The organism is Micromonospora sp. NPDC047557, from assembly GCF_043205095.1.
In the GTDB taxonomy this organism is placed as follows: Bacteria; Actinomycetota; Actinomycetes; order Mycobacteriales; family Micromonosporaceae; genus Micromonospora.
The window spans coordinates 23,199-46,970 of record NZ_JBIDDK010000018.1 but is presented as its reverse complement, the minus strand read 5'-3'; the positions used below and the strand labels follow the sequence as shown (position 1 = coordinate 46,970).

Annotated in this window: 26 protein-coding genes; 17 read left to right on the top strand and 9 right to left on the bottom strand. The window is 72.9% G+C overall.

What is annotated here, in order from left to right:
- Positions 1-27 precede the first annotated feature (27 nt).
- From ctaD to ACGGAQ_RS29320, 5 genes are all read right to left on the bottom strand, one after another.
- On the bottom strand, positions 28-2,019 hold the full coding sequence (gene ctaD, locus ACGGAQ_RS29340; RefSeq protein WP_393054759.1) for a cytochrome c oxidase subunit I: 1,992 nt from the start codon (positions 2,017-2,019) through the stop codon (positions 28-30).
- A gap of 125 nt (positions 2,020-2,144) precedes the next feature.
- Positions 2,145-2,873, bottom strand: coding sequence for an STAS domain-containing protein (locus ACGGAQ_RS29335; protein WP_393054757.1), 729 nt, complete (start codon positions 2,871-2,873; stop codon positions 2,145-2,147).
- Positions 2,874-2,985: 112 nt separating this feature from the next.
- Positions 2,986-3,444: a DUF4383 domain-containing protein gene (locus tag ACGGAQ_RS29330; protein WP_393054755.1), complete on the bottom strand. Its 459-nt coding sequence runs from the start codon at positions 3,442-3,444 to the stop codon at positions 2,986-2,988.
- 90 nt (positions 3,445-3,534) lie between these two features.
- The gene (locus ACGGAQ_RS29325; RefSeq protein ID WP_393054753.1) at positions 3,535-4,692 is read right to left on the bottom strand and encodes a glycosyltransferase; all 1,158 of its coding nucleotides are present in this window, start codon (positions 4,690-4,692) and stop codon (positions 3,535-3,537) included.
- Positions 4,693-4,738: 46 nt separating this feature from the next.
- A complete protein-coding gene (locus ACGGAQ_RS29320; protein WP_393054897.1) occupies positions 4,739-5,722 on the bottom strand; it encodes a glucosyl-3-phosphoglycerate synthase in 984 nt (327 codons plus the stop codon).
- A gap of 222 nt (positions 5,723-5,944) precedes the next feature.
- Between ACGGAQ_RS29320 and ACGGAQ_RS29315 the strand changes: the two genes are divergently transcribed.
- The 7 genes from ACGGAQ_RS29315 to ACGGAQ_RS29285 all read left to right on the top strand — a co-directional run bounded on the left by ACGGAQ_RS29315 (position 5,945) and on the right by ACGGAQ_RS29285 (position 14,582).
- A complete protein-coding gene (locus ACGGAQ_RS29315) occupies positions 5,945-6,955 on the top strand; it encodes a Gfo/Idh/MocA family protein (protein WP_393054751.1) in 1,011 nt (336 codons plus the stop codon).
- Entirely contained in the window at positions 6,948-8,036 is a 1,089-nt protein-coding gene (locus ACGGAQ_RS29310; RefSeq protein WP_393054749.1) for a zinc-binding dehydrogenase, read from the top strand. Before ACGGAQ_RS29315 ends, ACGGAQ_RS29310 begins: the two co-directional genes overlap by 8 nt.
- 49 nt (positions 8,037-8,085) lie before the next feature.
- Positions 8,086-9,837 (top strand): ABC transporter ATP-binding protein, encoded by a 1,752-nt coding sequence (locus ACGGAQ_RS29305; RefSeq protein ID WP_393054747.1) that lies wholly within the window; start codon positions 8,086-8,088, stop codon positions 9,835-9,837.
- Positions 9,838-9,925: 88 nt separating this feature from the next.
- A complete protein-coding gene (gene secA2, locus ACGGAQ_RS29300) occupies positions 9,926-12,217 on the top strand; it encodes an accessory Sec system translocase SecA2 (RefSeq protein ID WP_393054745.1) in 2,292 nt (763 codons plus the stop codon).
- Between the two features lie 178 nt (positions 12,218-12,395).
- Positions 12,396-13,136, top strand: coding sequence for a GAF and ANTAR domain-containing protein (locus tag ACGGAQ_RS29295; protein WP_393054895.1), 741 nt, complete (start codon positions 12,396-12,398; stop codon positions 13,134-13,136).
- Positions 13,137-13,253: 117 nt separating this feature from the next.
- Positions 13,254-13,745 carry a DUF2231 domain-containing protein gene (locus tag ACGGAQ_RS29290; RefSeq protein WP_354862118.1) on the top strand — a complete coding sequence of 164 codons (492 nt, stop codon included), beginning with the start codon at positions 13,254-13,256 and terminating at the stop codon, positions 13,743-13,745.
- A gap of 66 nt (positions 13,746-13,811) precedes the next feature.
- On the top strand, positions 13,812-14,582 hold the full coding sequence (locus ACGGAQ_RS29285; RefSeq protein ID WP_393054743.1) for a class I SAM-dependent methyltransferase: 771 nt from the start codon (positions 13,812-13,814) through the stop codon (positions 14,580-14,582).
- Between the two features lie 39 nt (positions 14,583-14,621).
- Here the strand turns inward: ACGGAQ_RS29285 and ACGGAQ_RS29280 are convergent, their stop codons facing one another.
- On the bottom strand, positions 14,622-15,572 hold the full coding sequence (locus ACGGAQ_RS29280) for a DUF3500 domain-containing protein (RefSeq protein WP_393054741.1): 951 nt from the start codon (positions 15,570-15,572) through the stop codon (positions 14,622-14,624).
- 32 nt (positions 15,573-15,604) lie between these two features.
- Positions 15,605-15,997, bottom strand: a complete 393-nt coding sequence (locus ACGGAQ_RS29275; protein ID WP_387182413.1) for an ankyrin repeat domain-containing protein — start codon at positions 15,995-15,997, stop codon at positions 15,605-15,607.
- Positions 15,998-16,061: 64 nt separating this feature from the next.
- On the opposite strand from ACGGAQ_RS29275, the gene ACGGAQ_RS29270 reads away from it, so the two are divergent.
- The 8 genes from ACGGAQ_RS29270 to ACGGAQ_RS29235 all read left to right on the top strand — a co-directional run bounded on the left by ACGGAQ_RS29270 (position 16,062) and on the right by ACGGAQ_RS29235 (position 21,214).
- Positions 16,062-16,439 (top strand): signal peptidase I, encoded by a 378-nt coding sequence (locus ACGGAQ_RS29270; RefSeq protein WP_354860324.1) that lies wholly within the window; start codon positions 16,062-16,064, stop codon positions 16,437-16,439.
- Between the two features lie 114 nt (positions 16,440-16,553).
- Complete coding sequence (locus tag ACGGAQ_RS29265; RefSeq protein ID WP_393054738.1) at positions 16,554-17,009, top strand: cysteine dioxygenase; 456 nt, start codon at positions 16,554-16,556, stop codon at positions 17,007-17,009.
- Between the two features lie 44 nt (positions 17,010-17,053).
- A complete protein-coding gene (locus ACGGAQ_RS29260; RefSeq protein WP_355137049.1) occupies positions 17,054-17,542 on the top strand; it encodes a rhodanese-like domain-containing protein in 489 nt (162 codons plus the stop codon).
- Between the two features lie 51 nt (positions 17,543-17,593).
- The gene (locus tag ACGGAQ_RS29255) at positions 17,594-18,181 is read left to right on the top strand and encodes a winged helix-turn-helix domain-containing protein (protein WP_393054736.1); all 588 of its coding nucleotides are present in this window, start codon (positions 17,594-17,596) and stop codon (positions 18,179-18,181) included.
- 259 nt (positions 18,182-18,440) lie between these two features.
- A complete protein-coding gene (locus ACGGAQ_RS29250) occupies positions 18,441-19,046 on the top strand; it encodes a winged helix-turn-helix domain-containing protein (RefSeq protein ID WP_363940473.1) in 606 nt (201 codons plus the stop codon).
- A 44-nt stretch (positions 19,047-19,090) separates the two neighbouring features.
- A complete protein-coding gene (locus ACGGAQ_RS29245) occupies positions 19,091-19,735 on the top strand; it encodes a uridine kinase (RefSeq protein ID WP_393054734.1) in 645 nt (214 codons plus the stop codon).
- Positions 19,736-19,891: 156 nt separating this feature from the next.
- Positions 19,892-20,290 (top strand): TraR/DksA C4-type zinc finger protein, encoded by a 399-nt coding sequence (locus tag ACGGAQ_RS29240; protein ID WP_007459738.1) that lies wholly within the window; start codon positions 19,892-19,894, stop codon positions 20,288-20,290.
- A 48-nt stretch (positions 20,291-20,338) separates the two neighbouring features.
- Positions 20,339-21,214 (top strand): DUF72 domain-containing protein, encoded by an 876-nt coding sequence (locus tag ACGGAQ_RS29235; protein WP_393054732.1) that lies wholly within the window; start codon positions 20,339-20,341, stop codon positions 21,212-21,214.
- A 39-nt stretch (positions 21,215-21,253) separates the two neighbouring features.
- Here the strand turns inward: ACGGAQ_RS29235 and ACGGAQ_RS29230 are convergent, their stop codons facing one another.
- Positions 21,254-22,063 (bottom strand): SDR family NAD(P)-dependent oxidoreductase, encoded by an 810-nt coding sequence (locus ACGGAQ_RS29230; protein ID WP_393054730.1) that lies wholly within the window; start codon positions 22,061-22,063, stop codon positions 21,254-21,256.
- 179 nt (positions 22,064-22,242) lie between these two features.
- Here ACGGAQ_RS29230 and ACGGAQ_RS29225 point away from each other — a divergent pair, with 179 nt between their 5' ends.
- Both ACGGAQ_RS29225 and ACGGAQ_RS29220 read left to right on the top strand, forming a co-directional pair.
- Positions 22,243-22,428 carry a hypothetical protein gene (locus ACGGAQ_RS29225; RefSeq protein ID WP_393054728.1) on the top strand — a complete coding sequence of 62 codons (186 nt, stop codon included), beginning with the start codon at positions 22,243-22,245 and terminating at the stop codon, positions 22,426-22,428.
- Positions 22,421-22,849 carry a DUF2267 domain-containing protein gene (locus ACGGAQ_RS29220; RefSeq protein WP_393054726.1) on the top strand — a complete coding sequence of 143 codons (429 nt, stop codon included), beginning with the start codon at positions 22,421-22,423 and terminating at the stop codon, positions 22,847-22,849. The genes ACGGAQ_RS29225 and ACGGAQ_RS29220 overlap by 8 nt, the downstream gene beginning before the upstream one ends.
- Positions 22,850-22,900: 51 nt before the next feature.
- Here ACGGAQ_RS29220 and ACGGAQ_RS29215 read toward each other — a convergent pair whose 3' ends face one another.
- The gene (locus tag ACGGAQ_RS29215) at positions 22,901-23,695 is read right to left on the bottom strand and encodes a DUF72 domain-containing protein (protein ID WP_393054724.1); all 795 of its coding nucleotides are present in this window, start codon (positions 23,693-23,695) and stop codon (positions 22,901-22,903) included.
- Positions 23,696-23,772 lie beyond the last annotated feature (77 nt).

Genomic DNA, 23,772 nt, shown 5'->3' with positions numbered 1-23,772 from the left:
GGTGTGGGCCCCTCGTCGTAGCGCGGGTCAGCGGTCCTCGGTCTCGTCACCGCTGTGGGGGTGCCGCCATCGTTCGTGCGGCTTCGGCGCCTCCTCGGCGTCCTGCGGCGCGTCGCTCTGCTCGAAGCTCGGCCGGCGTACGCCCTCGGGCTCCGGCACGTCCACCGGGCGGGCGCCGGACTCGGGCGCCGGCTGGTAGCGGACCGCGTCCCGGGCGCCGTGCGCGCCCTCGGGGGCGGGCGACTCGGGCGCGTGGTGCTCCAGGTGTATCTCGTCGCCGAAGTGCTGCGGCGGCTTCGTGGTGCGCTGCGGCAGGTCCCGGCCCAGGTCGGCGACGAGCGGACCGTACTTCAGGTCGAAGGCCGGCCGCTCGGAGCGGATCCGGGGCATCTTGTCGAAGTTGCGCAGGGGTGGCGGGCAGGTGGTCGCCCATTCCAGCGAGTTGCCGAAGCCCCACGGGTCGTCCACCGTGACCACCGCCCCGTACCGCCAGGACTTCCAGGCGTTGTAGATGAAGAAGAGGGTGGAGAGGCCGAGGATGAACGCGAAGATGCTGGAGATCATGTTCAGCGTGGTGAAGCCGTCGGTGGGCAGGTAGTCGGCGTACCGGCGGGGCATGCCCTCGGCGCCCAGCCAGTGGTGCACCAGGAAGGTGCCGTGGAAGCCGATGAACATCGTCCAGAAGTGCGCCTTGCCGAGCCGCTCGTCGAGCAGCCGCCCGGTCATCTTCGGCCACCAGAAGTAGTAGCCGCCGAAGAGGGCGAAGACCACCGTTCCGAACACGACGTAGTGGAAGTGCGCCACCACGAAGTAGGTGTCGTGGGTGTGGAAGTCCACCGGAGGGCTGGCCAGCAGCACCCCGGTGAGGCCGCCGAGCAGGAAGGTGACCAGGAAGCCGATGGCGAACAGCATCGGCGTCTCGAAGGTGAGTTGCCCCTTCCACATGGTGCCGATCCAGTTGAAGAACTTCACGCCGGTCGGCACCGCGATCAGGTAGCTCAGGATGCTGAAGAACGGCAGCAGCACCTGGCCGGTGGCGAACATGTGGTGCGCCCAGACCGTCATGGACAGCACGGTGATGGCGATGGTGGCCAGCACGATTCCGGTGTAACCGAACAGCGGCTTGCGGGAGAACACCGGAATGATCTCGGTGATGATGCCGAAGAACGGCAGCGCGATGATGTACACCTCGGGATGACCGAAGAACCAGAACAGGTGCTGCCAGAGCATCGGTCCACCGGTGGCGGGGTCGTACACGTGCGCGTTGATCAGCCGGTCGGCCGCGAGCGCCAGCAGCGCGGCGGCCAGCAGCGGGAACACCAGGATCACCAGCACGCTGGTGAACAGCATGTTCCAGGTGAAGATCGGCATCCGGAACATGGTCATGCCGGGCGCGCGCAGGGTCAGGATCGTGGTGATCAGGTTGACCGCGCCGAGGATGGTGCCCAGGCCGGAGACGACCAGGCCGAGCACCCACATGTTCGCGCCCACCCCGGGGCTGTGGTCCACGTCGCTGAGCGGGCTGTACGCCGTCCAACCGAAGTCCGCCGAGCCGCCCGGCGTGAGAAACCCGCCGATCACCATGAGCCCGCCGAACAGGTACAGCCAGTAGGCCAGCGCGTTGAGCCGGGGGAACGACACGTCGGGCGCGCCGATCTGGATCGGCACGATGAAGTTGGCGAACCCGAAGGCCGCCGGCGTGGCGAACAGCAGCAGCATCACCGCGCCGTGCGAGGTGAAGAGCTGGTTGTACTGCTCGGAGGAGAGGAACTGCAGACCCGGCCGGGCCAGCTCGGCGCGCATCAGCATCGCCTGCAGACCGGCCACCAGGAAGAACCCGAAGGAGGTCAGCAGATACAGCACACCGATCTGCTTGTGATCTGTGGTGGCGAGGAACTTGATCAACGAGTTGCCGGGGACCGGCGCCCGCAGGGCTCCGGGGAAGCCCCCGAAGCGGGCCGGTGCCAGGATCGCCGGGCCCCGATCGCGACCGGGTTCCGTGGTTACCCGCTTGGGCATGGCTGCTCACCCCGTCGTGACGGCAGAAAGGACGGGCGTGCCTACCCGACCCTCCCACCATGTAACCAGGCTGAAGCGGTAATTTCGGTCAGATCGCCGGTACCGGTCGAAGCCGCCCGATGCGCTCAGGTGGCCGGCAGCATCGCCCAGACGGCCTTGCCCTGCCCCGCCGGCACGCTGCCCCACCGCTGCGTCAGCTCGCGGACCAGCACCAGTCCTCGGCCACCCTCGGCCCGCAGATCCAGGTCGGCGGGTTGGGCGGCGGCCCGGCTGCCGTCCACCACGGCCAGGTGCAGGTACGGCCGGCGCAGTGTCACCGTCACCTGCATGGGGGTGCCCGCGTGCCGGACCACGTTGCCGACCAGCTCGCTGAGCACCAGCGCGGCCGGGCCTGCCGCGCCGGGCAGGTTCCACCGGGCGCACGCGTCGCCGACCAGCTCCCGGGCCCGTCGGCAGGCCCCGGCCACCGGCTCCAGCCGGGCCCGCATCCGCAGCGCCCCCGCAGCGCCGGCCACCCGGGTCGCCTCCGCGCAGTCGCGCGACACCGGCACCACCCGGCACGTCGTCGACTCGGCCAGCCAGCGGGCGGCGACCGGAGGCGGTGCGCACAGCACCACCGGCACGGCCGGCCACTCCTCGGCCCGTCGTGCCGTCGCCGCGAACACCGACAGCGCCAGCCGGTCCCGCACGGTCACCCCCGAGAGGTCGACCACCAGCGCGTCCGGTTGGGCGGCCAGGGCCCCGTCCAGCGCCTCGTGCACCGACCGCATCGTGCCCAGATCGAGGGCGCCGGTGAGCTGGACGACCGCCACCGGTGCGGCCTCGCGCACCTCGCAGGTGATCCGGCTGGGCATCGGCGGGCCCTCGATTCGCTGGTCGGGTCGGGATCTGCCCACTACCCGAGGCCCTGCGGCACCAAACCGGACCGGCCGGTCCCGGGACGCAGGTCACGCCCGGACCCGCAGGTCAGCGGCGTGCCCGTGAGGTCAGGAGACCCAGCGCGATCAGGCCCAGACCGAGGCCGAGGTGCAGCCAGCCGTCCGCGGCGTTGACCGGCAGGACGTTCGCGCCGGTGTCGTGATCCACCGCCAGGCCGTAGAGCCAGAGCACCAGGTAGACGGCGCCGCCGCCGATGAGGAACGTCCGGGCGCCGCTGACCGTCCGCGCCAGCGCCAGGCCGGCCACCCCGAACAGCAGGTGGACGAGGTTGTGCAGCACCGACACCTGGAAGGCGCCGAACAGGAACGCGCCCGAGCCGTGCCCGGCGAACCGCAGATTGTCCGTACCGCTGGTGATCCCCGGGACGAAGCCGAGCACGCCGACCAGCAGGAAGAGCACGGACGCGGCGCTCGCCGCCCGGCGTACCGGCGGCTTGCCGTCGGCCGGGTTGGCCCGGGCCCGGGAGTGCGCCATCGGTCCGACCATCACCGGCTCCTCGCTGCGCGACGGGCGTGAGCGGAGCGTCTACCCGTTGCCGCCGACGGCAAACGCGCCGGCGGCAACGGGTGCGCGCGCTCAGGCCGGTTGCAGGCGGGGCGCGGTGGCCAGCTCGCGGACGCGCCGGTACAGCTCGACGTAGCGCTGGGCCATCACCGCGGGCGTGAACCGCTGCGCGGCCACCCGCCGGCACTCGTCCGGGTCGAGCAGGTCGGCGGCCAGCACGAGGTCGGCCAGCTCGTCCTCGTCGGCGGTGAGCAGGCCGGTGCGGCCGTGCTCGATCAACTCTGGCAGGCAGCCCCGGGCGGTGGCCACCACCGGCGTACCCAGGGCCAGCGACTCGACCACCGCCGTGCCGCCCGGCTCCTCCCAGCGCAGCGGAAACAGCGACGCGCGGGCGCTGGCCAGCAGGTCGTCACGCTCCTGGCCGGCCACGGTGCCGACCCAGCGCACCAGGTCACCGTCGACGTGCGGCGCCACCTCGTCGAGGAAGAACCGCACGTCCGGGTTCTGCCGGGCGTCGTCGCCGGCCGCGGCCAGCTCGGCCGGGCGATGGTACGGGCCGACGGGACCGGCCAGCACCAGCGGGACACCGATCCGCTGCGCGAGCCGCGCGCCGACGTCCTGCCCCTTGCCCGGGTTGATCCGACCAAGGATGAGCAGGTGCTCGCCCTTCTCCGGGCGGGGCCGGCGGTCGGCGTCCACGGCGAGCGGCGTAGACAGGTGCACGTGACCCACGGAGTGCTCGCGCAGCGCCAGCGGCGCCCGGGCCAGCTGCGACGCCGAGACACCGTTGACCCGGACCCGGTCGCCGCCGTCCAGGCTGCCGTACAGCGCGGGGTGCTTGGCCAGGTCCCAGTGCAGGGTGTGCAGGGTCGGCGGCCCGGCCGGCCCCATCGCCGCGAGGGTGGCCAGCCCGACCGCCTCCACGTGGTCGTGGACCAGGTCGATGTCGTCGCGGGAATGCAGCTCGCGGACCACCCCGGCCAGGTGTGCCTGGGCGATCCCGCAGACCTGGTTGTACGGCCGTTGCAGCGCGGCGAACTGCCCGTCGGGAAAGACCGACACCTTCTCGTCCACCGGCAGGCTGCTGCTGTCGACCGAGGCGAGCACCACCCGCACGCCGAGTCGCCGCAGCTCCGGCACCAGGGTGGCGATCACGTTCTCGATGCCGCCGTAGCCGGGCGGGGGCACCGACAGCCACGGGCCGGCGTTCATCAGCACGGTGAGGCTCATCGGCCGCCCTCCCGCATCGCGGCCGTGTGCGGCCGTGCCTCGGCGCTCACGCCGCGGCCACCCGTCGGCGGGGAACCCGGTGGCGCAGCTGGGCCAGCGGTGGGCGTTCCTCGATCGACACGTCGCTGACCACGATCTCCCGGTCGAGGTTCGGCAGCGTGTCCGACCCGCCCCGGCGGAACTGCGTGAGCAGCGACTCCGGCATCATGCCGGGGATGGCCCAGCCGCGTCGTTGCAGCCGGGACCAGGCGGTCAGCATGATCTGCGCGGACATCCGGCCGAGCGCCGCCGTGTCCTGGTGGCGGTGCTTGCGCTCGCCCAGGTCGACCTGCGCCAACGCGTCCAGGCCGACCAGGTCCAGCAGGTCGATCATCATCGCCGTCTCCACGCCGTACCCGGAGACGAACGGCACCTGGGCCAGCACGTCACGGCGACCGGCGTACTCGCCGGCGAGCGGCTGCACGAAACCGGCCAGCTCGGGCCAGAAGAGGTTGAGCAGCGGTCGGGCCATCAGCTCGGTCACCCGGCCGCCGCCGTCCTGCTCCACGCTGGCGGCGCCCACCAGGGGCCGGTGATAGAAGCCCTTCACGAAGTCCACCGACGGGTCGGTGAGCAGCGGCCCCAGCAGACCGCTGACGAAGTGCGGGCGGAACTCCCGCAGGTCGGCGTCGATGAACGCCACCACGTCGCCCTCGGCGGCGGCCAGCCCGGCCCAGAGCGCGTCGCCCTTGCCGGTGAGCCGGGGCAGGCCCCGGGTCATCGCGTCCTGACTGACCACCTCCGCGCCAGCGGCGCGGGCCACCTGCGCGGTACGGTCGGTCGACCGTGAGTCCACCACGATCAGTTCGTCGACGAGAGCGACCCGATCCATCAGGTGTTCCCTGATGGTCGACACGATCGCGCCGACCGTCGCCTCCTCGTTACGTGCCGGCAGCACCACGCTGACCCGGCTCTCTCCCTTGGCGCGCAGCAGCCGGCGTGCCGGCCAGTCCGCCGCCGAGGTGGTCCGGTACGTGGCCCACGCCTCCACCACCGGTGACACGGTCGTATCCCGCACGGGCACCCCTCCGTTCGTGCGTGGAACAAGCGGAGTCTCTAGTTCCCACTCGCCGCCACGTGCTAACCGTTCCCAGGGCAACAGCTTGATCACAACGGTGACATCCTCGCGTTCCCGGGGGATGAACGTTTGATTGCGCACATCCCAGGGGACTGCTCTCACCGAAGTCGAAACGTTCTCGAAAGAGGTTGTCGAATGGGTGGATGCCGGGTGGGTCTCGTGGGAGCCGGCGGGGTGGCACAACGCCATGCGCGGGTGCTGTCCGGGTTCGGCGACGTCGAACTGATCGGGGTGACCGACGTGGTGCCCGAGGCGGCGTCCGAGCTGGCCGGGCAGCACGGCGGGCAGACCTTCCGCGACGTCGCCGAGCTGCTGGCCGCCGGCCCGGACGCGGTGTACGTCTGCGTGCCACCCTTCGCGCACGGCCCGGCCGAGGAGGCGGTGATCGACGCCGGGGTGCCGATGTTCGTGGAGAAGCCCGTCGCCGTCGACCTGGTCACCGCCGAGCGCGTCGCCGACCTCGTCGCCCGGCGTGGGCTGCGCACCGCCGTCGGGCACCACTGGCGCTACCTGAGCGTGCTCGACCAGGCCCGCGAGCTGCTCGCCGACCGCCCGGTGCGGATGGTCAGCGGCGCCTGGCTGGACAAGGTGCCGCCGGTCGCCTGGTGGTCGCGCCGCGACCGCTCCGGGGGCCCCGTGGTCGAGCAGGCCGCTCACGTGCTGGACCTGATCCGGGTGCTGGCCGGCGAGGTCACCGAGGTCACCGCGTACGGCAACGGCACGCCACCGCCGGTCGACGGCGCCGACATCGACTCGGTGACCACCGCCACGCTGCGCTTCGCCAACGGCGCCGTCGGCACGCTCAGCGCGGCCTGCGTGCTGGGCTGGAAGCACCGGGCGGGGCTGGAGATCCTTACCGACGGGCTGGCCCTGGCGCTGACCGAGGACGGTCTGCTGATCCGCGACGCCGACGGCGAGCGACACGTCCCCGCCGATCCGGAGGCCGCCCGGGTGGCGGTGGACCGCGCCTTCGTCGACGCGGTACGCGGCGTCGGCGACGACGTCCGCGTCCCGTACGCCGAAGCGCTGAAGACCCAGCGACTGGCGCTCGCGGTGGCCGAATCGGCCCATACCGGTCAGACGGTGCGGCTCGGTACACCCGCCGAGCCGGTCGCGCTGTCCAGCGGGGTGACCGTCGATGCGTGAGCGCGTGGTCACGGTCACCGCCCCCGGTCGGGTGGAGCTCGTCGAGCAGGAGGCCGCGGCGCTGCGCCCCGGCACCTTCCGCGTCGAGACGCTGTTCAGCGGCGTCTCCGCCGGCACCGAGCTGAGCTACGTCAAGGGCACGAACCCCTATGTGAACGTCACCTGGAACGCAGACCTGGGGCTCTTCCAGCCCGGCGAGGCCAGCACCCCGTACCCGGTCACCCGACTGGGGTACATGCAGGTTGGCCGGGTGGTGGAGAGCGCCACGCCGGCCGTGGCGGTGGGCACGGTCGGCGCGATGACCTACGGGCACCGCACCGGCTGGCTGGCCGACCCGGTCGCCGAGCGGTTCGTCGGCCTGCCCGACGACCTGGACCCGCTGCTCGGCGTCTACGTCGCGCACATGGGCCCGATCTGCGCGAACGGCCTGCTGCACGCCGCCGCCGACCTGCACGGCGCGGACGTCCGCTCGCTCGGCGACGGCGTACGCGGCCGGCGGGTCGCCGTGGTCGGGGCCGGCGTGGTGGGGCTGCTGACCGCCCTGCTGGCCCGGCGACACGGCGCCGCCTCGGTGGTGGTGCTCGACCCCACCCCGCGCCGCCGCGAGGTCGCCGAGGCGCTCGGCCTGGAGACCCTCGACCCGGACGCGGACGACCCGGCGGTGGTGCTCAAGACCCGGTGGGCCCACGCCGCCGGCGACCGGGGCGCCGACGTCGTGTTCCAGTGCCGGGGGCAGGGGTGGGCGTTGCAGCTCGCGCTGCGGTCGCTGCGCCCGCAGGGCACAGTGATCGACCTGGCCTTCTACCAGGGCGGCGCGGACGAGGTCCGCCTCGGTGAGGAGTTCCACCACAACGGGCTGGCGCTGCGCTGCGCCCAGATCGGGCGGGTGCCGCGCGGGCTCGCGCCCACCTGGGACCGGGAACGGCTCTCCGCCGAGACCATCGACCTGCTGCGGGCCTACGGGGACGTGATCCGCAAGCACCTCGTCTCGGCGGTGGTGCCGTTCGACGAGGCGCCCACCCTGCTCACCGACCTGGCCGAGCGCCGCCGCCAGGAGTTGCAGGTGGTCCTGGCCGTGTGACCCACCGGAGCGCGCACGCGGGGTGACAGGGCGGGTTACCGTTCCCGCCATGAGCACCCCGAAGGACCGGCCGGTCGGTCTGGCCGCGCTGCTGCCGTACCTGCGGGAGCACCGTGGCACCCTCGTCGCCGTGGGCGCGCTGTCGCTGCTCGGCTCGGCGGCATCGCTGGCCCAGCCGCTGCTCACCCGGTCGGTGCTCGACCGGATCGGCGCCGAGCACCCGGTGTCCGCGCTGGTGGCGGTGCTGGTGGCGCTCGTGGTGCTCGGCGCGGCGATCGGCGGGCTGCGCGACTACCTGCTGCAACGCACCGCCGAAGGACTGGTGCTGAGCACCCGGCGACGGCTGGCCGGTCACCTGCTGCGGCTGCCCATCGCCGAGTACGACCAGCGGCGCACCGGCGATCTGCTCTCCCGGGTGGGCTCGGACACCACCCTGCTGCGGGCGGTCGTCACCTCCGGGCTGTTCGAGACGGTAACCGGGGCGGTGATGGTGCTCGGCGCCGGCACCGCGATGGTGCTGCTCGACCCGCTGCTGTTCGGCGTCACCCTGCTCGGGGTGGCGCTGGGGCTCGGCTTCGCCGCCACCTTCGCCCGCCGGGTCCGGGCGCTGGCCCGCCTCGCCCAGGAGCGGATCGGCGAGATGACCTCGGCGGTGGAGAGGGCCATCTCGGCGGCTCGGACCATCCGGGCCAGCCGCGCCGAGAGCCGGGAGACGGAGACCGTCACCGGCAGCGCCCGCCAGGCGTACGCGGCGGGGCTGCGGGTGGCCCGGGTGCAGGCGCTGATCGGCCCGATCGGCTCGGTCACCGTGCAGGGAGCGTTCCTGCTGGTGCTGGGGATCGGCGGGGCGCGGGTCGCCGCCGGGGCGATCTCCGTCGGCGACCTGGTCGCCTTCGTCATGTACCTGTTCCTCCTGGCGCTGCCGCTGGGCCAGGTGCTGCGCGCGTACACCCAGTTGCAGTCCGGTCTGGGCGCGTTGCAGCGGATCGAGGAGATCCTGGCCGTGCCGGCGGAGGGCGCGGCGGACCGGCCGACGGCCGGAACCGCCACGACGACCCCCCGCCGGCCCGCCCCGATGATCGAGTTCGACCGGGTCGGGTTCGGCTACCCGGGCGGCGCGCCGGTGCTGCACGACGTCAGCTTCGCGGTGCCGACCGGCACCCGTACCGCCCTGGTCGGCCCCTCGGGCGCCGGCAAGTCGACGCTGCTGGCCCTGGTCGAGCGCTTTTACGAGGTGAGCGCCGGCGCGGTCCGCGTCGACGGGGTCGATGTGCGGGAGCTGCCCCGCGACGCGCTGCGCGGCCGGCTCGGGTACGTGGAGCAGGAGGCCCCCGTGCTCGCCGGCACGCTGCGCGAGAACCTGCTGATCACCGCGCCCGACGCCACGGACGACCGGCTGCGCGAGGTCCTCGACGAGGTCAACCTGAGCCACCTCGTCCAGCGCACCCCGCAGGGCCTGGACGTGCAGGTGGGGGAGGGCGGGGTGCTGCTCTCCGGAGGTGAGCGGCAGCGCCTCGCCATCGGCCGGGCGCTGCTGGCCGGCCCTCCGGTGCTGCTGCTCGACGAGCCGACCAGCAACCTCGACGCGCGCAACGAGGCCGCGCTGCGCCGGGCCATCGACGCGGTGGCCGCCCGCCGGACACTGCTGATCGTGGCGCATCGACTCGCCACCGTGGTGGACGCCGACCAGATCGTCGTGCTCGACGGCGGCCGGGTGGTGGCGGTGGGCACCCACGCCGAGCTGACCGCCACCGACCCGCTCTACCGGGAGCTGGCCACCCACCAACTGCTGGTCGCCTGATCCGGCGGCGACGCGGAATCGACATGCCGGCGGATACCCGGCCGGCCGGGCCGCGCAAGGCGGCTGGAATCGCGTACCGTTGCCGCTCATGGGTGTGTCGCAACGGTTCAAGAGCAAGTTCCGGCGGTTTCTCCAGCGCCCGGGATCAACCGTGGATCTTGCTCCGCTGGAGAAGCTGCTGCCGGCGATCGAGGGGCGCGAGGATGACCTCGCCGCGCTGGACGACGCCGAGCTGACCGAGGCCGCCGGCGTCGCCGCCGGCTATGAGGAGATCTGCGCCGTCGGCCGCGAGGCCGCCCGCCGGGGCCTCGACCAGCGACCGTACGACGTACAGCTGCTCGGCGCGATGGCGCTGCTCTCCGGCAAGGTCGCCGAGATGGCCACCGGTGAGGGCAAGACGCTGACCGCCGCCATCGCCGCGTACGGGCACGTCCGGCTCGGCAACGGGCCGGTGCACGTGCTCACCGTCAACGACTACCTGGCCCGCCGCGACGCCCAGTGGATGGAACCCATCTACACGCTGCTCGGCCTGACCGTCGGCTGGGTCAACGAGGCGTCCACGCCGCAGGAGCGGCGTGACGCCTACAACTGCGACGTCACCTATGTCTCGGTCAGCGAGGCGGGCTTCGACTACCTGCGCGACCAGTTGGTCACCGACGTGGCCGACCGGGTGCAGCCCGCGCTGGCCACCGCGATCATCGACGAGGCCGACTCGATCATGATCGACGAGGCCCGGGTGCCGATGGTCCTGGCCGGCGCGGTGCCGGGCGAGCAGGATCCGGTGCACGCCGCCGCCGCGCTGGTGCGCGGCCTGCGCAAGGGCCGGCACTACACGGTCGCCGAGGATGGGCGCAGCGTCGCCTTCACCTCCGCCGGCCTGGCCGCCGTCGAGGCCAAGCTCGGCATCGACCTGTACGACTCCGAGCACGTCGAGCAGCTCTCCGCGGTCCACGTGGCGTTGCACGCCCAGGCCCTGCTGCACCGTGACGTGGACTACATCGTCCGGGACGGCTCGGTCGAGCTTATCGACGAGATGCGCGGCCGGGTGGCCCAGCGCCGCCGTTGGCCCGACGGGCTCCAGGCGGCGGTCGAGGCCAAGGAGGGCCTGGACGCCACCGCCGAGGGCGAGGTGCTGGGCACCATCGCCGTGCAGGCGTTCATCGCGCTCTACCCGAAGGTGTGCGGCATGACCGCCACCGCGGTGCTGGTCGGCGACCAGTTGCGGGAGTTCTTCGGCCTGGAGGTCGCGGTGATCCCGCCGAACACCCCGTGTGTCCGCGAGGACGAGCCCGACCGGATCTACGCGACCCGCGCCGAGAAGGACGAGGCGCTGATCGACGAGATCCAGCGCTGGCACGCCAAGGGGCGTCCGGTGCTGGTCGGCACCCTCGACGTGAAGGAGTCCGAGGGGCTGGCCGCCGGGCTCAACGCGGCCGGCGTGTCCTGCGTCGTGCTGAACGCCAAGAACGACGACGAGGAAGCGGCGATCATCGCCGAGGCCGGCGCGTACGGCGCGGTGACCGTCTCCACCCAGATGGCCGGCCGGGGCGTCGACATCCGGCTCGGCGGCAGCGACCAGGCCGACCAGGAGCGGGTGGCCGAGCTGGGCGGCCTGTACGTGATCGGCAGCGGCCGGCACGACAGCCGCCGCGTCGACGACCAGCTGCGTGGCCGCGCCGGCCGGCAGGGCGACCCGGGTGGTTCGGTCTTCTTCGTCAGCCTGGAGGACGACCTGGTCGTCCGGCACGCGGCCGACTCGGTGCCGGCGTCGCCGCGGATGAACGCCGACGGCCTGGTCACCGACGAGCAGGTCGACTACGCGGTCGAGCACGCCCAGCGGGTCGCCGAGGGCGTCAACCACGAGATCCACCGCAACACCTGGCGCTACAGCGTGGTGATCGAGCAGCAGCGCATTGCCCTCGCCGCCCGCCGGGAGCGGCTGCTGACCAGCGACGTGGCCGCGCTGATGCTGCTGGACAAGGTGCCCGAGAAGGCCGGCGAGATGGACGAGGACCTGCTCGCCCGGGTGGCCCGCTCGATCGCGCTCTTCCACCTGGACCGGCTCTGGGCCGAGCACCTGGCCGAGCTGTCGGAGGTGCGCGAGGGCGTGCACCTGCGCGCGCTGGGCCGGCTCGACCCGCTGGACGAGTTCCACCGCGCTGCGGTGCCGGCGTTCAACAACCTCGTCCCGGAGATCGAGGCCCGCACCATCGCCACGTTCACCGAGACCGAATTCGATGAGGATTGGGAGCCCGAGGACGGCACCCTGATCCGGCCGACCGCCACCTGGACGTACCTGGTGCACGACAACCCGTTCGGCTCCGAGCTCGACCGGCTGATCGCCTCGATCGGGCGGCGGCTCAGCGGCGCCTCGCGCTGACCTGACCTTCGGGGCCTCTGCCACACCTCCGGGTGGGGCAGAGGCCCCTCCTTACGCCGTTTCGATCCCGGTTTGCGAGGGTAGTAGGGCGGGTCGGTCAACTCGGAAGAGAGCAGACGATGGCACCTGTGACGACGTTGGCGGGATGCACGCGAGGGCGTACGAGGGCAGTGGAACGGTGAACCTGGACACGCGGGAACCGGTGGTCGAGCGACTCGGTGTGCTGGAGACCGCCGCGCTGTTGCGGGAGCTGACCGCCGGCCTGATTGCGTTGACCGATTTCGACGAGGCGCTGCTGGCGCTGGTCCGGGTCACCCGCGACGCGGTGGCCGGGGTGCGCTGGTGCGGCTTCACCGCGCTGCGGGCCGGCGAGCCGGCCGGCGTGGCCGCCTCCGACGAGCGGCTGGCCGGCCTCGACGACCTGCGCCACGGCCCCGACTCGCCGGCGATGAGCGCGATCCGGCGTCGCGAGATGATCCTCGCGGTGGACCTGGCCGGCGAGTCACGCTGGCCGGCCTGGACGCCCCGTGCCCGCGACCTCGGCGTCCGTGGGGTCATCTCCGCCCCGCTGGACATCGACGACCAGGTCATCGGGGCGATCAACCTGTACGCTGCCGCGCCCGACGTCCTCACCCCGCAGCACCAGTTGACCGCGATGCTGCTCGCCGAACACGCCGGCCTGCTGCTGGCCGCCGTCCGCGACCGGAGCCGCCAGCAGGCGCTCGTCGGTGAGCGGGACGCCTCGCTCCTGCATGACGGTGTCATCGGGCAGGCCATCGGTGTGATCATGACGCAGCGCGGCTGCCCGGCGGCCGAGGCCCTCGACGTGCTGCGCACCGCCGCCTCGTCCCTGGACATCCCGCTGCGCGAGGTGGCCGAACGCCTCATCCGGACGGTGTCCCGCCCCCGCGAGACCTGACCGGCCGGGCGTGCCCGTTCTCCCGGTCGGCGGCGAGTCGGGCGGTGTCGTTTCGCGCGACGAGGGGTCGGGTAGCACTCTGGTACTGGTGAGCTGCGCCGACCCTGGGGAGGAACGATGCAGAGCCGGCTGCGGGTGCAGGGGCATCCCATCCAACCGATGCTGGTGACGTTCCCGCTGGGGCTCTTCGTCAGCGCCGCCGTCTTCGACCTCACCGACGTCCTCGGCGGGCCGGCCTTCCTCGGTGAGGTCGGCTACTGGACCGGTGTCGCCGCCCTGTTCGCCGCCGCGATGACGGCGGTCGCGGGCATGGTCGACCTGTGGGACGTGCCGGTCGACGGCACCCGCCGCACCGCCATCGCCTTCAACCTGGTGAACGCGGCCATGGCGGGCCTGTTCCTGGTCACCTGCCTGGTGCGCGCCCACTCGCCGGACCGGGGCGCGACGGTCGCGATCCTGGCCACCGAGCTGGTCGCGCTGACCGCCGGTGGAATGGGTGTGCACCTGGGCGCGCGGCTCATGCGCCAGTTCGACGCGGGCCGGGCCGAGACCGGCGGCCTGGACACCCTCGCCGGTGGCACGGTCGAGGTCGCCCGCCCCCGCCCGTGACCAACCCGGCGCACGCGCCGGCAAATCGGTTGCCCGCCGTCCGGCCGGCCGACGAGGCTGACCGCCATGAGCGCCGAACGTGATGCCGAGGAGTTGATCGCGGAGGCGGCCGCCGCGCCGGTCGACGGTTGGGGCTTCGACTGGCTGGCCGGTCGGGCCACCGAGGAACGTCCACCCTGGGGGTACGCCGGGTTGGTCGCCGAACGAATGGCACGCGCCGACGCCGCGCTGGACGTGGACACCGGTGGCGGCGAGGTGCTGGCCGAGATTCCGTACCCGCCGAAGGTGTTGGTGGCGACCGAGGCGTGGCCGCCGAACGTCGAGGTCGCCCGGCGGACCCTGCGCCCGCTCGGAGCGACGGTGGTGGCGGTCGCCCCCGACTCGGCGCTGCCGTTTCAGGACGGGTCCTTCGACCTGGTGGTCAGCCGGCACCCGGTGCACACCGACTGGGCCCAGACGGCCCGGGTGCTGCGCCCCGGCGGCACGTTCCTGTCCCAGCAGATCGGTCCGGGCACCATGCGTGAGCTGAGCGAGGCGATCCTGGGCCCGCTGCCTCCGCCGGAGGGGCGGCACCCCGCGGCCGCGGTCGCCGCGGCCGAGGCCGCCGGGCTGCGGGTGGTCGACCTGCGCCGGGCCACGCTGCGCGCCACCTTCCACGACATCGGCGCGGTCGTCTGGTTCCTGCGCAAGGTGGTCTGGACGGTGCCGGGCTTCACGGTGGACCGCTACCGCCCCGAACTGCTCGCCCTGCACCGCCGCATCACGGCCGAGGGCGCCTTCATCGCCCACGCCCGACGTTTCCTCATCGAGGCCACCCGCCCCACCTCGACGCGCTGATCATGACGGTTCCCGGGGCGTCGCGCCCCGGGGTACGGGTCAGTGGGGATGGGCCTGGTGGTGGGTTGCCAGGATGTCGGCGCCGAAGTCGCTGGCGGGGCGGCGGAGCACGGTGTGCGCGTGGTTGCCGTCGTCGCTGGTGTTGTCGTACTCGATCAGCAGGTCGTCGCCCTGCACCCGGTAGTAGTGCCGCTGGCCGGGCCTCGTCGGGCCGGCCCAGGCGAAGTGCAGCTGGCCGCCCTCGATGCGGGCCGCCTCCTGCACGGCCAGTTCGGGAGGCAGCCGGTCCAGGTAGAGCGCGACGACCTGGTCGAGCAGCGCGCGGCCGGTCGGGCCGAGCCGGTCGGCCGGCACGCCGAGCGGTTCGAGGGGCCCGTCGACCCGAGCGCGGGTGGCGCTGATGATGTCCGTCGGCGCCTCGTCGGCGATGATCGCGGCGGCCCGCCCGGCCGGTCCGAGCGCGTCGAGCAGGGCGCGGGCCAGGTCCTCCTCGACACCGAGCGGTCGGGAGATGGTGTGCCCGGCGTAGCGCACCGCCGCCGGGTTGGCGCCGAAGAAGATCGGCGCGGGGGAGACCTGGTCGTCGACCACGGTCATGGTCACCGACAGGTGGTGCCCTTCGAGCCGCCACGCCCAGCGGTCGTCGCGGGCCGGGTCCCCGAAGACGGCGATCCAGTAGTCGCCGCTGTGCCGCCCGCGGTGCCAGCCCTCGGCCCGGTCGAGGACCTCCTCCAGCGCGATGATCGCCATGGCCTGCGCGTACGCCGATGGGCTGAGCGCGGTGGCCAGCAGCCGGTGCGCGGCCTTGCGCCCGGCGACGTCCAGCTCGGCCAGGCAGACGCCGGGGCGGGGGCGGGGGCGGTATTCCAGCCAGCGCCGGGCCGACTCGTCGTCGAACGGGTACACGGCGCCGATGCGGGTCGCGGGGTCGAGCGCGGCCAGCAGCGCGGTGCCGGCGGCACGCATCTGTTCGGGCAGGGGATCTTCCACCGACCCTGTATACCGGCCCGTGGGGGGCTGCGTCAGCCGGCCCGCAGCAGCGCGGCCATCTCCGGCAGGTCGAAGAACTGTGCGGTCTCGGCCGCGGACGGGGTGCCGTGCGCCGGATCGGCCCCGGCGGCGAGCAGCGCGCGGACGGCGTCGGCGCTGCTGCGGAAGACCGCGGCGGCGAGTGCGGTCTGACCTCGGTCGTTGGTACGGGTGTGGTCCGCGCCGCGGGCCAGCAGAGCGGCCACCGTGTCCGGGTGGGCGTGGTAGGCGGCCAGGATCAGCAGCGTGTCGCCCTTGTCGTTGGTGAGGTTGACCGGCAGGCCGGCGTCAACCTGGGCGGCCAGCTCCTCGGTGGAGCCCGCGCGGGCCAGGTCGAACATCCGGTGCGCGAACGCCAACGTCTCGGCGTCAAGGTCATCGGTCACCGGTCCAGGGTAGTCGCCGAGGTCCTGATAGGTTGCTCGGCCGGCGCGGTGGGGGAGGGGTCCGATGGGTGAGACGGTCTACGTGGGCAACGCGGGCGTCGACGGCGTCGGCAACGGTGGCTGGCTGCTCGGGCACTTCGCGCCGCCGGACGAGATCCGGCACAGCACCGACGTCGAGGTGAAGTGGGGCGTGCACCCGCCCGGGGAGGCCCGCGCGCGGTGGGCGACCGGTGAGCGTCGGACCACCCTGCTGGTGCTGGTCGACGGGTGCTTCCGGGTGGAGCTGCCGGACCGGACGGTCCGGTTGGCCGCTCCCGGCGACTACGTGGTGTGGGCGCGGGGCGTGGATCATTCCTGGTACGCGGAGCGCGCCTCGGTGGTGCTGACCGTGCGGTGGCCGTCGCTGCCCGGCTACCGGGTGGGCCCCCCGGTTCTGCGCTGAGCCCGAGCGGTCGCCTGCTCGCCTCCCGACATGTGGAATTACCTACTAAACCTATAGGGTTTGCCGGCTAGAGTACGGAGGCACCCCGCCGAACGACCCGCTGAGGAACCACCGATGACCCACGATCGCCAGGCCCCCGACCTGCTCGCCGTCGCCGCCCGGTGGGCCGACCCGGCCGGCTGGCCGGTCGCGCTGCGCTTCGATCCCACCGAGCGCTGGTACGCCCGGCTCGCCACCGCCGACGACCACGAGGTGTGGGCCCTGAGCTGGCTGCCCGGCCAGGGCACCGACCTGCACGACCATGGCGGCTCCGCCGGCGCGTTCCGGGTGGTCGCCGGCGCCCTCACCGAGGAGACGGTCAGCCGCGCGGCGCTGCGCCCTCGTCTGCTGCCCGCTGGCGCCGCCCGCCGCTTCGGCCCCCGCCACGTCCACCGGGTCACCAACCGTGGCCCGGTGCCGGCGGTCAGCGTGCACGTCTACCGGCCGGCGCTGCGCCGGATGACCCGCTACGACCTGCTCGACGGGCGCCTGCGGGTCGCCGAGGTCGCCGAGGCTGGCCGGTCCTGGTGAGCCTTTCGTTCGCACCGTCCTCTCGTCACCGGAAGGAATCGATAATGCAGGTCACCGCCGAGCACTGTCCGGCACCCGTGCCACCGCCGGGCTCCCGGGGCATCGACGAGATCCTGGCCGCCGCGCGAGCCCGCCTCGACCGACTGGACCCGGAGCGGGCGCACCTGGCGTGCCGGGCCGGCGCGTTGCTTGTCGACATCCGGCCGGCCGCCCAGCGCGCCGCGCACGGCGTCGTGCCCGGCTCGCTCACGGTCGAGCGCAACGTGCTGGAGTGGCGCTTCGACCCGCGCTGCCCGGCCCGGCTGCCCGAGGCGGTCGACTACGACGTGCCGGTGGTCGTCATCTGCCAGGAGGGTTACACCTCGTCGCTCGCCGCCGCCGCGTTGCAGGACATCGGCCTGCACCGGGCCACCGACGTCGACGGTGGTTTCGCCGCCTGGCGCATCGCCGGCCTGCCGGCGCTCGGCCCCACCCCGCTGCACCGCGCATCCCCCCTCGCGCCCCCGGTCACCGCCGGCTGGGCGCGCCGCTGACCCCCACGCCGCACCGGGCGTGGCGGGCGTACCGCCATCTCAGGAGGCACGATGTCCGTCGTCGCGATCCCCACCCGTCCCTACTCGCCGGGTCACCCGGGTCGGGCCGCCGTCCGCCCGCGTACCGGCCCGACCCTGACCATCACCCTCGACCTGGCCCCCGGGCCGATGAGCCCCCGGTTGGCCCGGCTGGTGCAACTGCTCGGCGAGCTGGCCGAGGCCGGGGAGGGTCGGCTGCGCCCCGCTGACGACGTGCCGTCGACGCCGCGTCCGCTGTCCCGCCCCGCCACCGCCGAGGTGCCCGCCGCCGCTGGGTTGCCAGCCGCCGACACCGACGGGGCCGACGTGCGCATCCTGGCCGGCTCGCGGGTGGTCCGCCTGGGCGACCGGGTGGTCGCGCTGACCCGCATCGAGTACGACCTGCTGCTCTTCCTCGCCGAGCGTCCACGCCGGGTCTTCACCCGCCTCCAGCTGCTGTCGAACGTCTGGGGCTACGAACACGCCGTGGCCCGCACCGTGGACGTGCACGTCCGGCGGCTGCGCGCCAAGCTGGCCGGGGCGGAGGTGGTCACGACCGTCTACGGGGTGGGTTACCGGCTGGGCGACGAGGCGCGGATCAGCGTCGACCACACCCGCTGAGCAGCGCTCGTGCGGCGGTCCGCAAGCGGCGGCGGTGACATGGTGAACAGGACGGGGACCCCCGTATCGGGGCATCCTGGCGGCTCTGCTGTAATCATCTGGCTTCGTACGCAGAGCGAGCATCCGGCTCCGATGTGTTCGTCAATTGTCACATTCATGCAACGCAGCCGCCTCTTGACCCTCGCCCGGGCGCCGGGAAGCATCGATGAAGCGGCGTCCCGGGCCGTGGGGAGATACCCGGACCAGCCCAAGGAGGACCATGTCGGTCAGCCCCGCCTCGTCGCGCGCCGGATGGCATACGTCCCAACCCGCGGTGCCCGGTCGACCTCCCGGCGGTCAACGCCGCCCGGCGAACACCGCCGCGCCCATGCTCACCGTGACGCTGTCCATCCCGCTGGCCTGTGAGGAGTCGCTGACCCCGCCGGCCCGGCGGCTGCTCGAAGCCGCGCGCGAGATGCTGGAGCGGGGCGAGGGCGTGATCACCAGCTCCGTTCCGGCCGAGCGTCGCGCCGACGGGGTGCCGGCCAACCGGGCGCCGGCCCGAGCCCTCACCCCGACGATCCCCGCCCTGCACATCCTCGCGGCGTCCCGGTCGGTGCTGCGCGACGACGAGCCGCTGCCGCTGACCCGGCTGGAGTTCGACCTCCTGCTGCACCTGGTCGCCCACCCCCGCCGGGTGTTCACCCGGCTGCAACTGCTCAACGCCGTCTGGGGCTATGAGCACGCCGGCGTCCGCACCGTCGACGTGCACGTGCGCCGGCTGCGCGGCAAGGTCGGCGTGGACGTTCCCCTGGTCACCACCGTCTACGGCGTCGGCTACCGGCTGGCCGACGACGCCCGCGTCACCGTCGACCGCACCGGCTGACCGTCCGACGACCGCCTGTTCGGCGGGCGGGGCAGGATGGTTCGGTGCGTATCCGTCCCATCTCGCCCGACCTGCTCGTCGCCGAACTGACCGGCCTGCTCGACGACGCCTCCCGCACCGTCGAGCCCGCCCGGCTGCGCGTGGCGGTCGACGGCGCCCCCGCCGCCGGCCCGGACGAGCTGGCCGCCGCGCTGGTCGACCCGCTGCGCGCCCGGGGCCGCCCGGTCCTGCACGTCCGCGCCGCCGACTTTCTCCGACCCGCGTCGCTGCGCTTCGAACTCGGTCGCACCAACCCGGACGCCTACTACGAGGGCTGGAACGACGAGGCCGGCCTGCGCCGCGAGGTGCTCGACCCGGCCGGCCCCGGCGGCGACGGGCGGGTGCTGCCGTCGCTGTGGGACGCCGTCGCCGACCGGGCCAGCCGCGCCCGGTACGTCGACCTGCCACCCGGCGGCGTGGTCCTGGTCAGCGGCGCGCTCCTGCTCGGTGGGGCGCTGCCCTTCGACGTGACCGTCCACCTTCAGCTGTCCCCGGCGGCGCTGCGCCGCCGCACCGAACCGGCCGACGAGTGGACCCTGCCGGCCTTCGACCGCTACGCCGAGGAGGTGGTCCCCGCCAGCTTCGCCGACGTGGTGGTACGCGCCGACGACCCCCGTCACCCCGCGCTCGTGCAGGCCGGCGGCAGCTGAGAAATTCGCCGGTTTGCGTGTCACGTGCGGCGGGTACTCGCCCGGCTCACAGAGCGCGGGTGACCGCCCGCGTACCGGATGCGACCGTTGACCGGGGCCCACGCCGCCGGCACCCGGTTCACCTTGAGCCACCAGGCCCAGGAAAGGCAGGCAGCGATGCTCGTCCACGACACGGTCGGTACGGGCCGATCCCAGACGGAGATCGACCAGATCCGGCACTCCCTGCAGGCGCGCTACGACGAGCTGACCGCCGAGTACGAGCAGGCCGTGCTGCAGAGCCAGGTGCTGCGTCTGGTGGAGGTCGGTGACACCGCCGGCGACGACCAGGCCGACAGCGGCACCAAGACGGCCGAGCGCGACACCGCGCAGTCCCTGCTGCGGACCATTCTCGACCGGCGCACCCAGTACGAGCACGCCCTGGGCCGCCTCGCCGAGGGCACGTACGGCTGGTGCGAGGGCTGCTCGGCGGCGATCCCGGTGGAGCGCCTGGAGATCTTCCCGGCCGCGACTACCTGCGTGACCTGCAAGCAGACCCGCGAGCGGCGGGCGGCCTGAGCGACGGCAGCGGTTGCCGGTCGGTCCACGACACGATGGACTTTCCCCATGGGTGACATCCTGGTGGGCACCGCGTCCTGGACCGACCGCACACTGCTCGACTCGGGCTGGTACCCCCAGACCGCGGACACCCCGGAGAAGCGCCTGGCGTACTACGCCCGGCAGTTTCCGCTGGTCGAGGTCGACGCGACGTACTACTCACCGCCTGCCGAGGCGACCGCCCGGCTGTGGGCCGAGCGCACCCCGGCCGGCTTCACGTTCAACATCAAGGCTTTCAGCCTGCTCACCGGGCATCCCACCCGGGTCGGCGCGCTCTACAAGGACCTGCGGCCGGAGACGGACAAGAAGAACGTCTACCCCGACGACCTGCCCGCGCAGGCGTACGAGGAGGTGTGGACGCGCTTCCTGTCCGCGCTGGACCCTCTGGTCGAGGCGGGCAAGCTCGGGGCGCTGCTGTTCCAGTTCCCGCCCTGGTTCACCATCAAGCGGGCCAACAAGCAGTACCTGCTGGAGGTGGCGAAGCGCTGTGCGCCGCTGCGACCGGCCTACGAGTTCCGCCACGCGTCCTGGTTCGACGGCGACAACGCCGACGAGACCCTCGCCTTCCTCCGCGAGCATCGGCTGCCGTACGTCTGTGTGGACATGCCGCAGGGCCACCGCTCGTCGGTGCCGCCGGTGCTGGCCGCCACCGGCGACCTCGCGGTGATGCGCTTTCACGGCCACAGCGACAAGTGGACCAGCAAGGACATCCACGAGAAGTTCGGCTACCACTACTCGAAGCGGGAACTGGCCGACTGGGCGCCGAAGCTGCGCGAGCTGGCCGACTCCGCCGGGCAGACCCACGTCCTCATGAACAATTGTTACCGGGACTACGCGCAGCGGAACGGGCAGCAGCTACAGGAGTTCCTCGCTGCGGATACGTAGCGGCCGACGCACCAGCTGGTTCGCAGGCGTCAGGCACCTCTAGCGCTGGGCCGTCGCGGATGGGCGTGGATCGGTCGTCCGGGTACGCAGCCACGCGTCGAAGTCGCGGGCCACGATGCGTTCGTCGGTGACACCGTCGGCGGCCGGCGAGCACAGCCAGCGGATCGGCGCGGCCATGACGGCGGGATCAAGCATCTGCTCGCGAACCGCCTGGGGCATCCCGTCAGGGATCATGCCGGTACGGGTGGCCCCGCCGGGCAGGAGCACGTTGACCCATACCGAGTGCTCGCGCAGATCGGCGGCCATGATGCGGGACAGCGCCTCGGACCCCGCTCGTGACGGGCCGTAGGGCACGAAACCTCTACGGATCATGGTCTCCTCGTTGAGCGAGATGGTCACGATGCGTCCGCCGCCGGCGGCGAAGAAGGTCGGTACGACCGCGCGGGCGACCAGGAAGTAGCCGGTGAGGTTCGTGTCGATCACGTCCCGGAAACCGTCGGGCGTGACCTCCCAGAAGCCCCGAGGTTCGGTGAAGAACTGCGGGTTCACGGTTCGCATGCCGATCCCCGCGTTGTTGACCAGCACATCGAGTCCGCCCAGGCGGTCGACGGTCCGGCGGACACCGTCGGCCACCGAGCGCTCATCCCGCACGTCCATGGCGACGCCACCGACCCGCCCGCGATCGGCGTCGATCTGCTCGGCGACCTGGGCGGTGCTGCCCTCATCGCGGCCGGTGATGACTACCCGCGCGCCGCTGTCGGCCAGCGCCTCGGCCATCGAGCGGCCAAGACCGCTGGTCGCCCCCGTGACCAGGACCCGTACGCCGGAAAGGGATTCGTCGGTTCTCACGTCACGCACGGTCATGAATCAATCATTCCTCATTCGTCTGGACAGAAACGGGGGTACCGGCCGTGACCTCACCCGATCCGGGTGGGGCCGGCTCACCCGCCCGACCGGCACGGTGGGACACGGTGGGTACGGCCGCACGGAGGTGGCCGACGCCGGAGAGGACACGGAGGTGACGGGGGATGACGGTTCGAGTGGTGACGGATCGACGGCGGGGTGCCGTCCTGCACGTGGTCGGCACGGCCGACAACACCCGGCGCGCGCCACAGGGCACCCCGGTACGGGCCCGCCGCGGCCCGGTGGGGCCGCCGCGACGCGCCGACGACCGACGGTGGGACACGACGGAACGGGGGTCGACCGATGGCTGAAGCGATGATCTCCGCTTTCGAGAGTTCGCTGGACAAGACGAACCTGATCCTCAAGGACATCGAGACCGCCTACGGGTGGCCGAAGGAGCAGCGCAACCAGTCGTACGCGGCGCTGCGTACGGTGCTGCACCTGCTGCGCGACCGGTTGCCGGTCAACGAGAGCGTCGAGTTCGCCCAGCAGTTGCCGGTGCTGGTCCGGGGGATCTACTTCGACGGCTGGAACCCGTCGGACGTGCCGATCAAGCTCAACCGCGACGACTTCCTCTACGAGGTCCGGCAGGGCTTCCCGTATGACGTCGAGGGCGGCGCGGAGCGGGTGACGCAGGTGGTGCTGGACACCCTGCGTCGGCACGTCACCCAGGGCGAGTGGCAGGACGTGAAGGACACCATGCCGAAGAATCTCGCCACGTTCATGCCGTGACGCCGTGACGCCGTGACGCGTGAGCCCGCCCGACGACGCCGTCGGGCGGGCTCAGCGCTCGGAGGCGTCGGCCTCGGAGGCGTCGGCCTCGGCAGCGGAGGGCACCCGCGACACCGGATGACCGGCCGCGCGCGCCAGCGCCGCGAAGGCGACGGCGTCGGTGACGGCCGCGCCGCCGGGGTCGTTGTTGAAATAGACGTACGCCGGCTCGTCCGGGCCGAACGCGTCGGTGAGCCGGCGGACCCACGAGCCGAGCGCGGTACGCCCGTAGTGCGGCCACGGTCGGGCCCGCCCCTCGTGCAGCCGGAGGTAGCCGAAGTCGGTGGTACGCCAGCGCGGCGCCACCGGACGACCGAGGCGATCCGCCCAGACCAGCGCGGCCCGCCGCCGTTCCAGGACGGCACGGGTGGCGTCGGTCCACCATGACGGGTGGCGCGGCTCGACCGCCACCCGCACCTGCGCCGGGAACAGCCGCAGCGTCGCGTCGAGCGCGTCGACGTCCGCCCGCAGGTTCGGTGGCAGTTGCAGCAGCACCGGCCCGAGCCGGTCACCGAGGGCCGTGGCCCGGCCGAGGAATCGGGCCACCGGCTCGGCCGGGTCCCGCAGACGTTTGATGTGGGTGAGGTAGCGGCTCATCTTCACCGCCACGCAGAAGTCCGCCGGCGTCCGCGCCCGCCACGCCGCGAACGTCTCCCGCTCCGGCAGCCGGTAGAAGGCGTTGTTGACCTCGACGGTGGCGAAGCCCGCCGCGAAGTGCTCCAACCAGAGTCGCTGCGGCAGCCGCTGCGGGTAGAAGCGGCCCCGCCAGTCCCGGTACTGCCAACCGGAGGTGCCCACCAGGATCACCTCCCCATCCTGACACCGACCGCCACCGCCCGCGAACCGCCCGTGTCGCCCCGGTTCGGCGTCTACGGTGTGGGTTA

Bases quoted from the DNA above. Each gene is read 5' to 3' on its own strand.
- ctaD (WP_393054759.1), bottom strand. From the start codon at position 2,019: ATGCCCAAGCGGGTAACCACGGAACCCGGTCGCGATCGGGGCCCGGCG.
- ACGGAQ_RS29335 (WP_393054757.1), bottom strand. From the start codon at position 2,873: ATGCCCAGCCGGATCACCTGCGAGGTGCGCGAGGCCGCACCGGTGGCG.
- ACGGAQ_RS29330 (WP_393054755.1), bottom strand. From the start codon at position 3,444: ATGGTCGGACCGATGGCGCACTCCCGGGCCCGGGCCAACCCGGCCGAC.
- ACGGAQ_RS29325 (WP_393054753.1), bottom strand. From the start codon at position 4,692: ATGAGCCTCACCGTGCTGATGAACGCCGGCCCGTGGCTGTCGGTGCCC.
- ACGGAQ_RS29315 (WP_393054751.1), top strand. From the start codon at position 5,945: ATGGGTGGATGCCGGGTGGGTCTCGTGGGAGCCGGCGGGGTGGCACAA.
- ACGGAQ_RS29310 (WP_393054749.1), top strand. From the start codon at position 6,948: ATGCGTGAGCGCGTGGTCACGGTCACCGCCCCCGGTCGGGTGGAGCTC.
- ACGGAQ_RS29305 (WP_393054747.1), top strand. From the start codon at position 8,086: ATGAGCACCCCGAAGGACCGGCCGGTCGGTCTGGCCGCGCTGCTGCCG.
- secA2 (WP_393054745.1), top strand. From the start codon at position 9,926: ATGGGTGTGTCGCAACGGTTCAAGAGCAAGTTCCGGCGGTTTCTCCAG.
- ACGGAQ_RS29290 (WP_354862118.1), top strand. From the start codon at position 13,254: ATGCAGAGCCGGCTGCGGGTGCAGGGGCATCCCATCCAACCGATGCTG.
- ACGGAQ_RS29285 (WP_393054743.1), top strand. From the start codon at position 13,812: ATGAGCGCCGAACGTGATGCCGAGGAGTTGATCGCGGAGGCGGCCGCC.
- ACGGAQ_RS29270 (WP_354860324.1), top strand. From the start codon at position 16,062: ATGGGTGAGACGGTCTACGTGGGCAACGCGGGCGTCGACGGCGTCGGC.
- ACGGAQ_RS29265 (WP_393054738.1), top strand. From the start codon at position 16,554: ATGACCCACGATCGCCAGGCCCCCGACCTGCTCGCCGTCGCCGCCCGG.
- ACGGAQ_RS29260 (WP_355137049.1), top strand. From the start codon at position 17,054: ATGCAGGTCACCGCCGAGCACTGTCCGGCACCCGTGCCACCGCCGGGC.
- ACGGAQ_RS29255 (WP_393054736.1), top strand. From the start codon at position 17,594: ATGTCCGTCGTCGCGATCCCCACCCGTCCCTACTCGCCGGGTCACCCG.
- ACGGAQ_RS29250 (WP_363940473.1), top strand. From the start codon at position 18,441: ATGTCGGTCAGCCCCGCCTCGTCGCGCGCCGGATGGCATACGTCCCAA.
- ACGGAQ_RS29240 (WP_007459738.1), top strand. From the start codon at position 19,892: ATGCTCGTCCACGACACGGTCGGTACGGGCCGATCCCAGACGGAGATC.
- ACGGAQ_RS29235 (WP_393054732.1), top strand. From the start codon at position 20,339: ATGGGTGACATCCTGGTGGGCACCGCGTCCTGGACCGACCGCACACTG.
- ACGGAQ_RS29225 (WP_393054728.1), top strand. From the start codon at position 22,243: ATGACGGTTCGAGTGGTGACGGATCGACGGCGGGGTGCCGTCCTGCAC.
- ACGGAQ_RS29220 (WP_393054726.1), top strand. From the start codon at position 22,421: ATGGCTGAAGCGATGATCTCCGCTTTCGAGAGTTCGCTGGACAAGACG.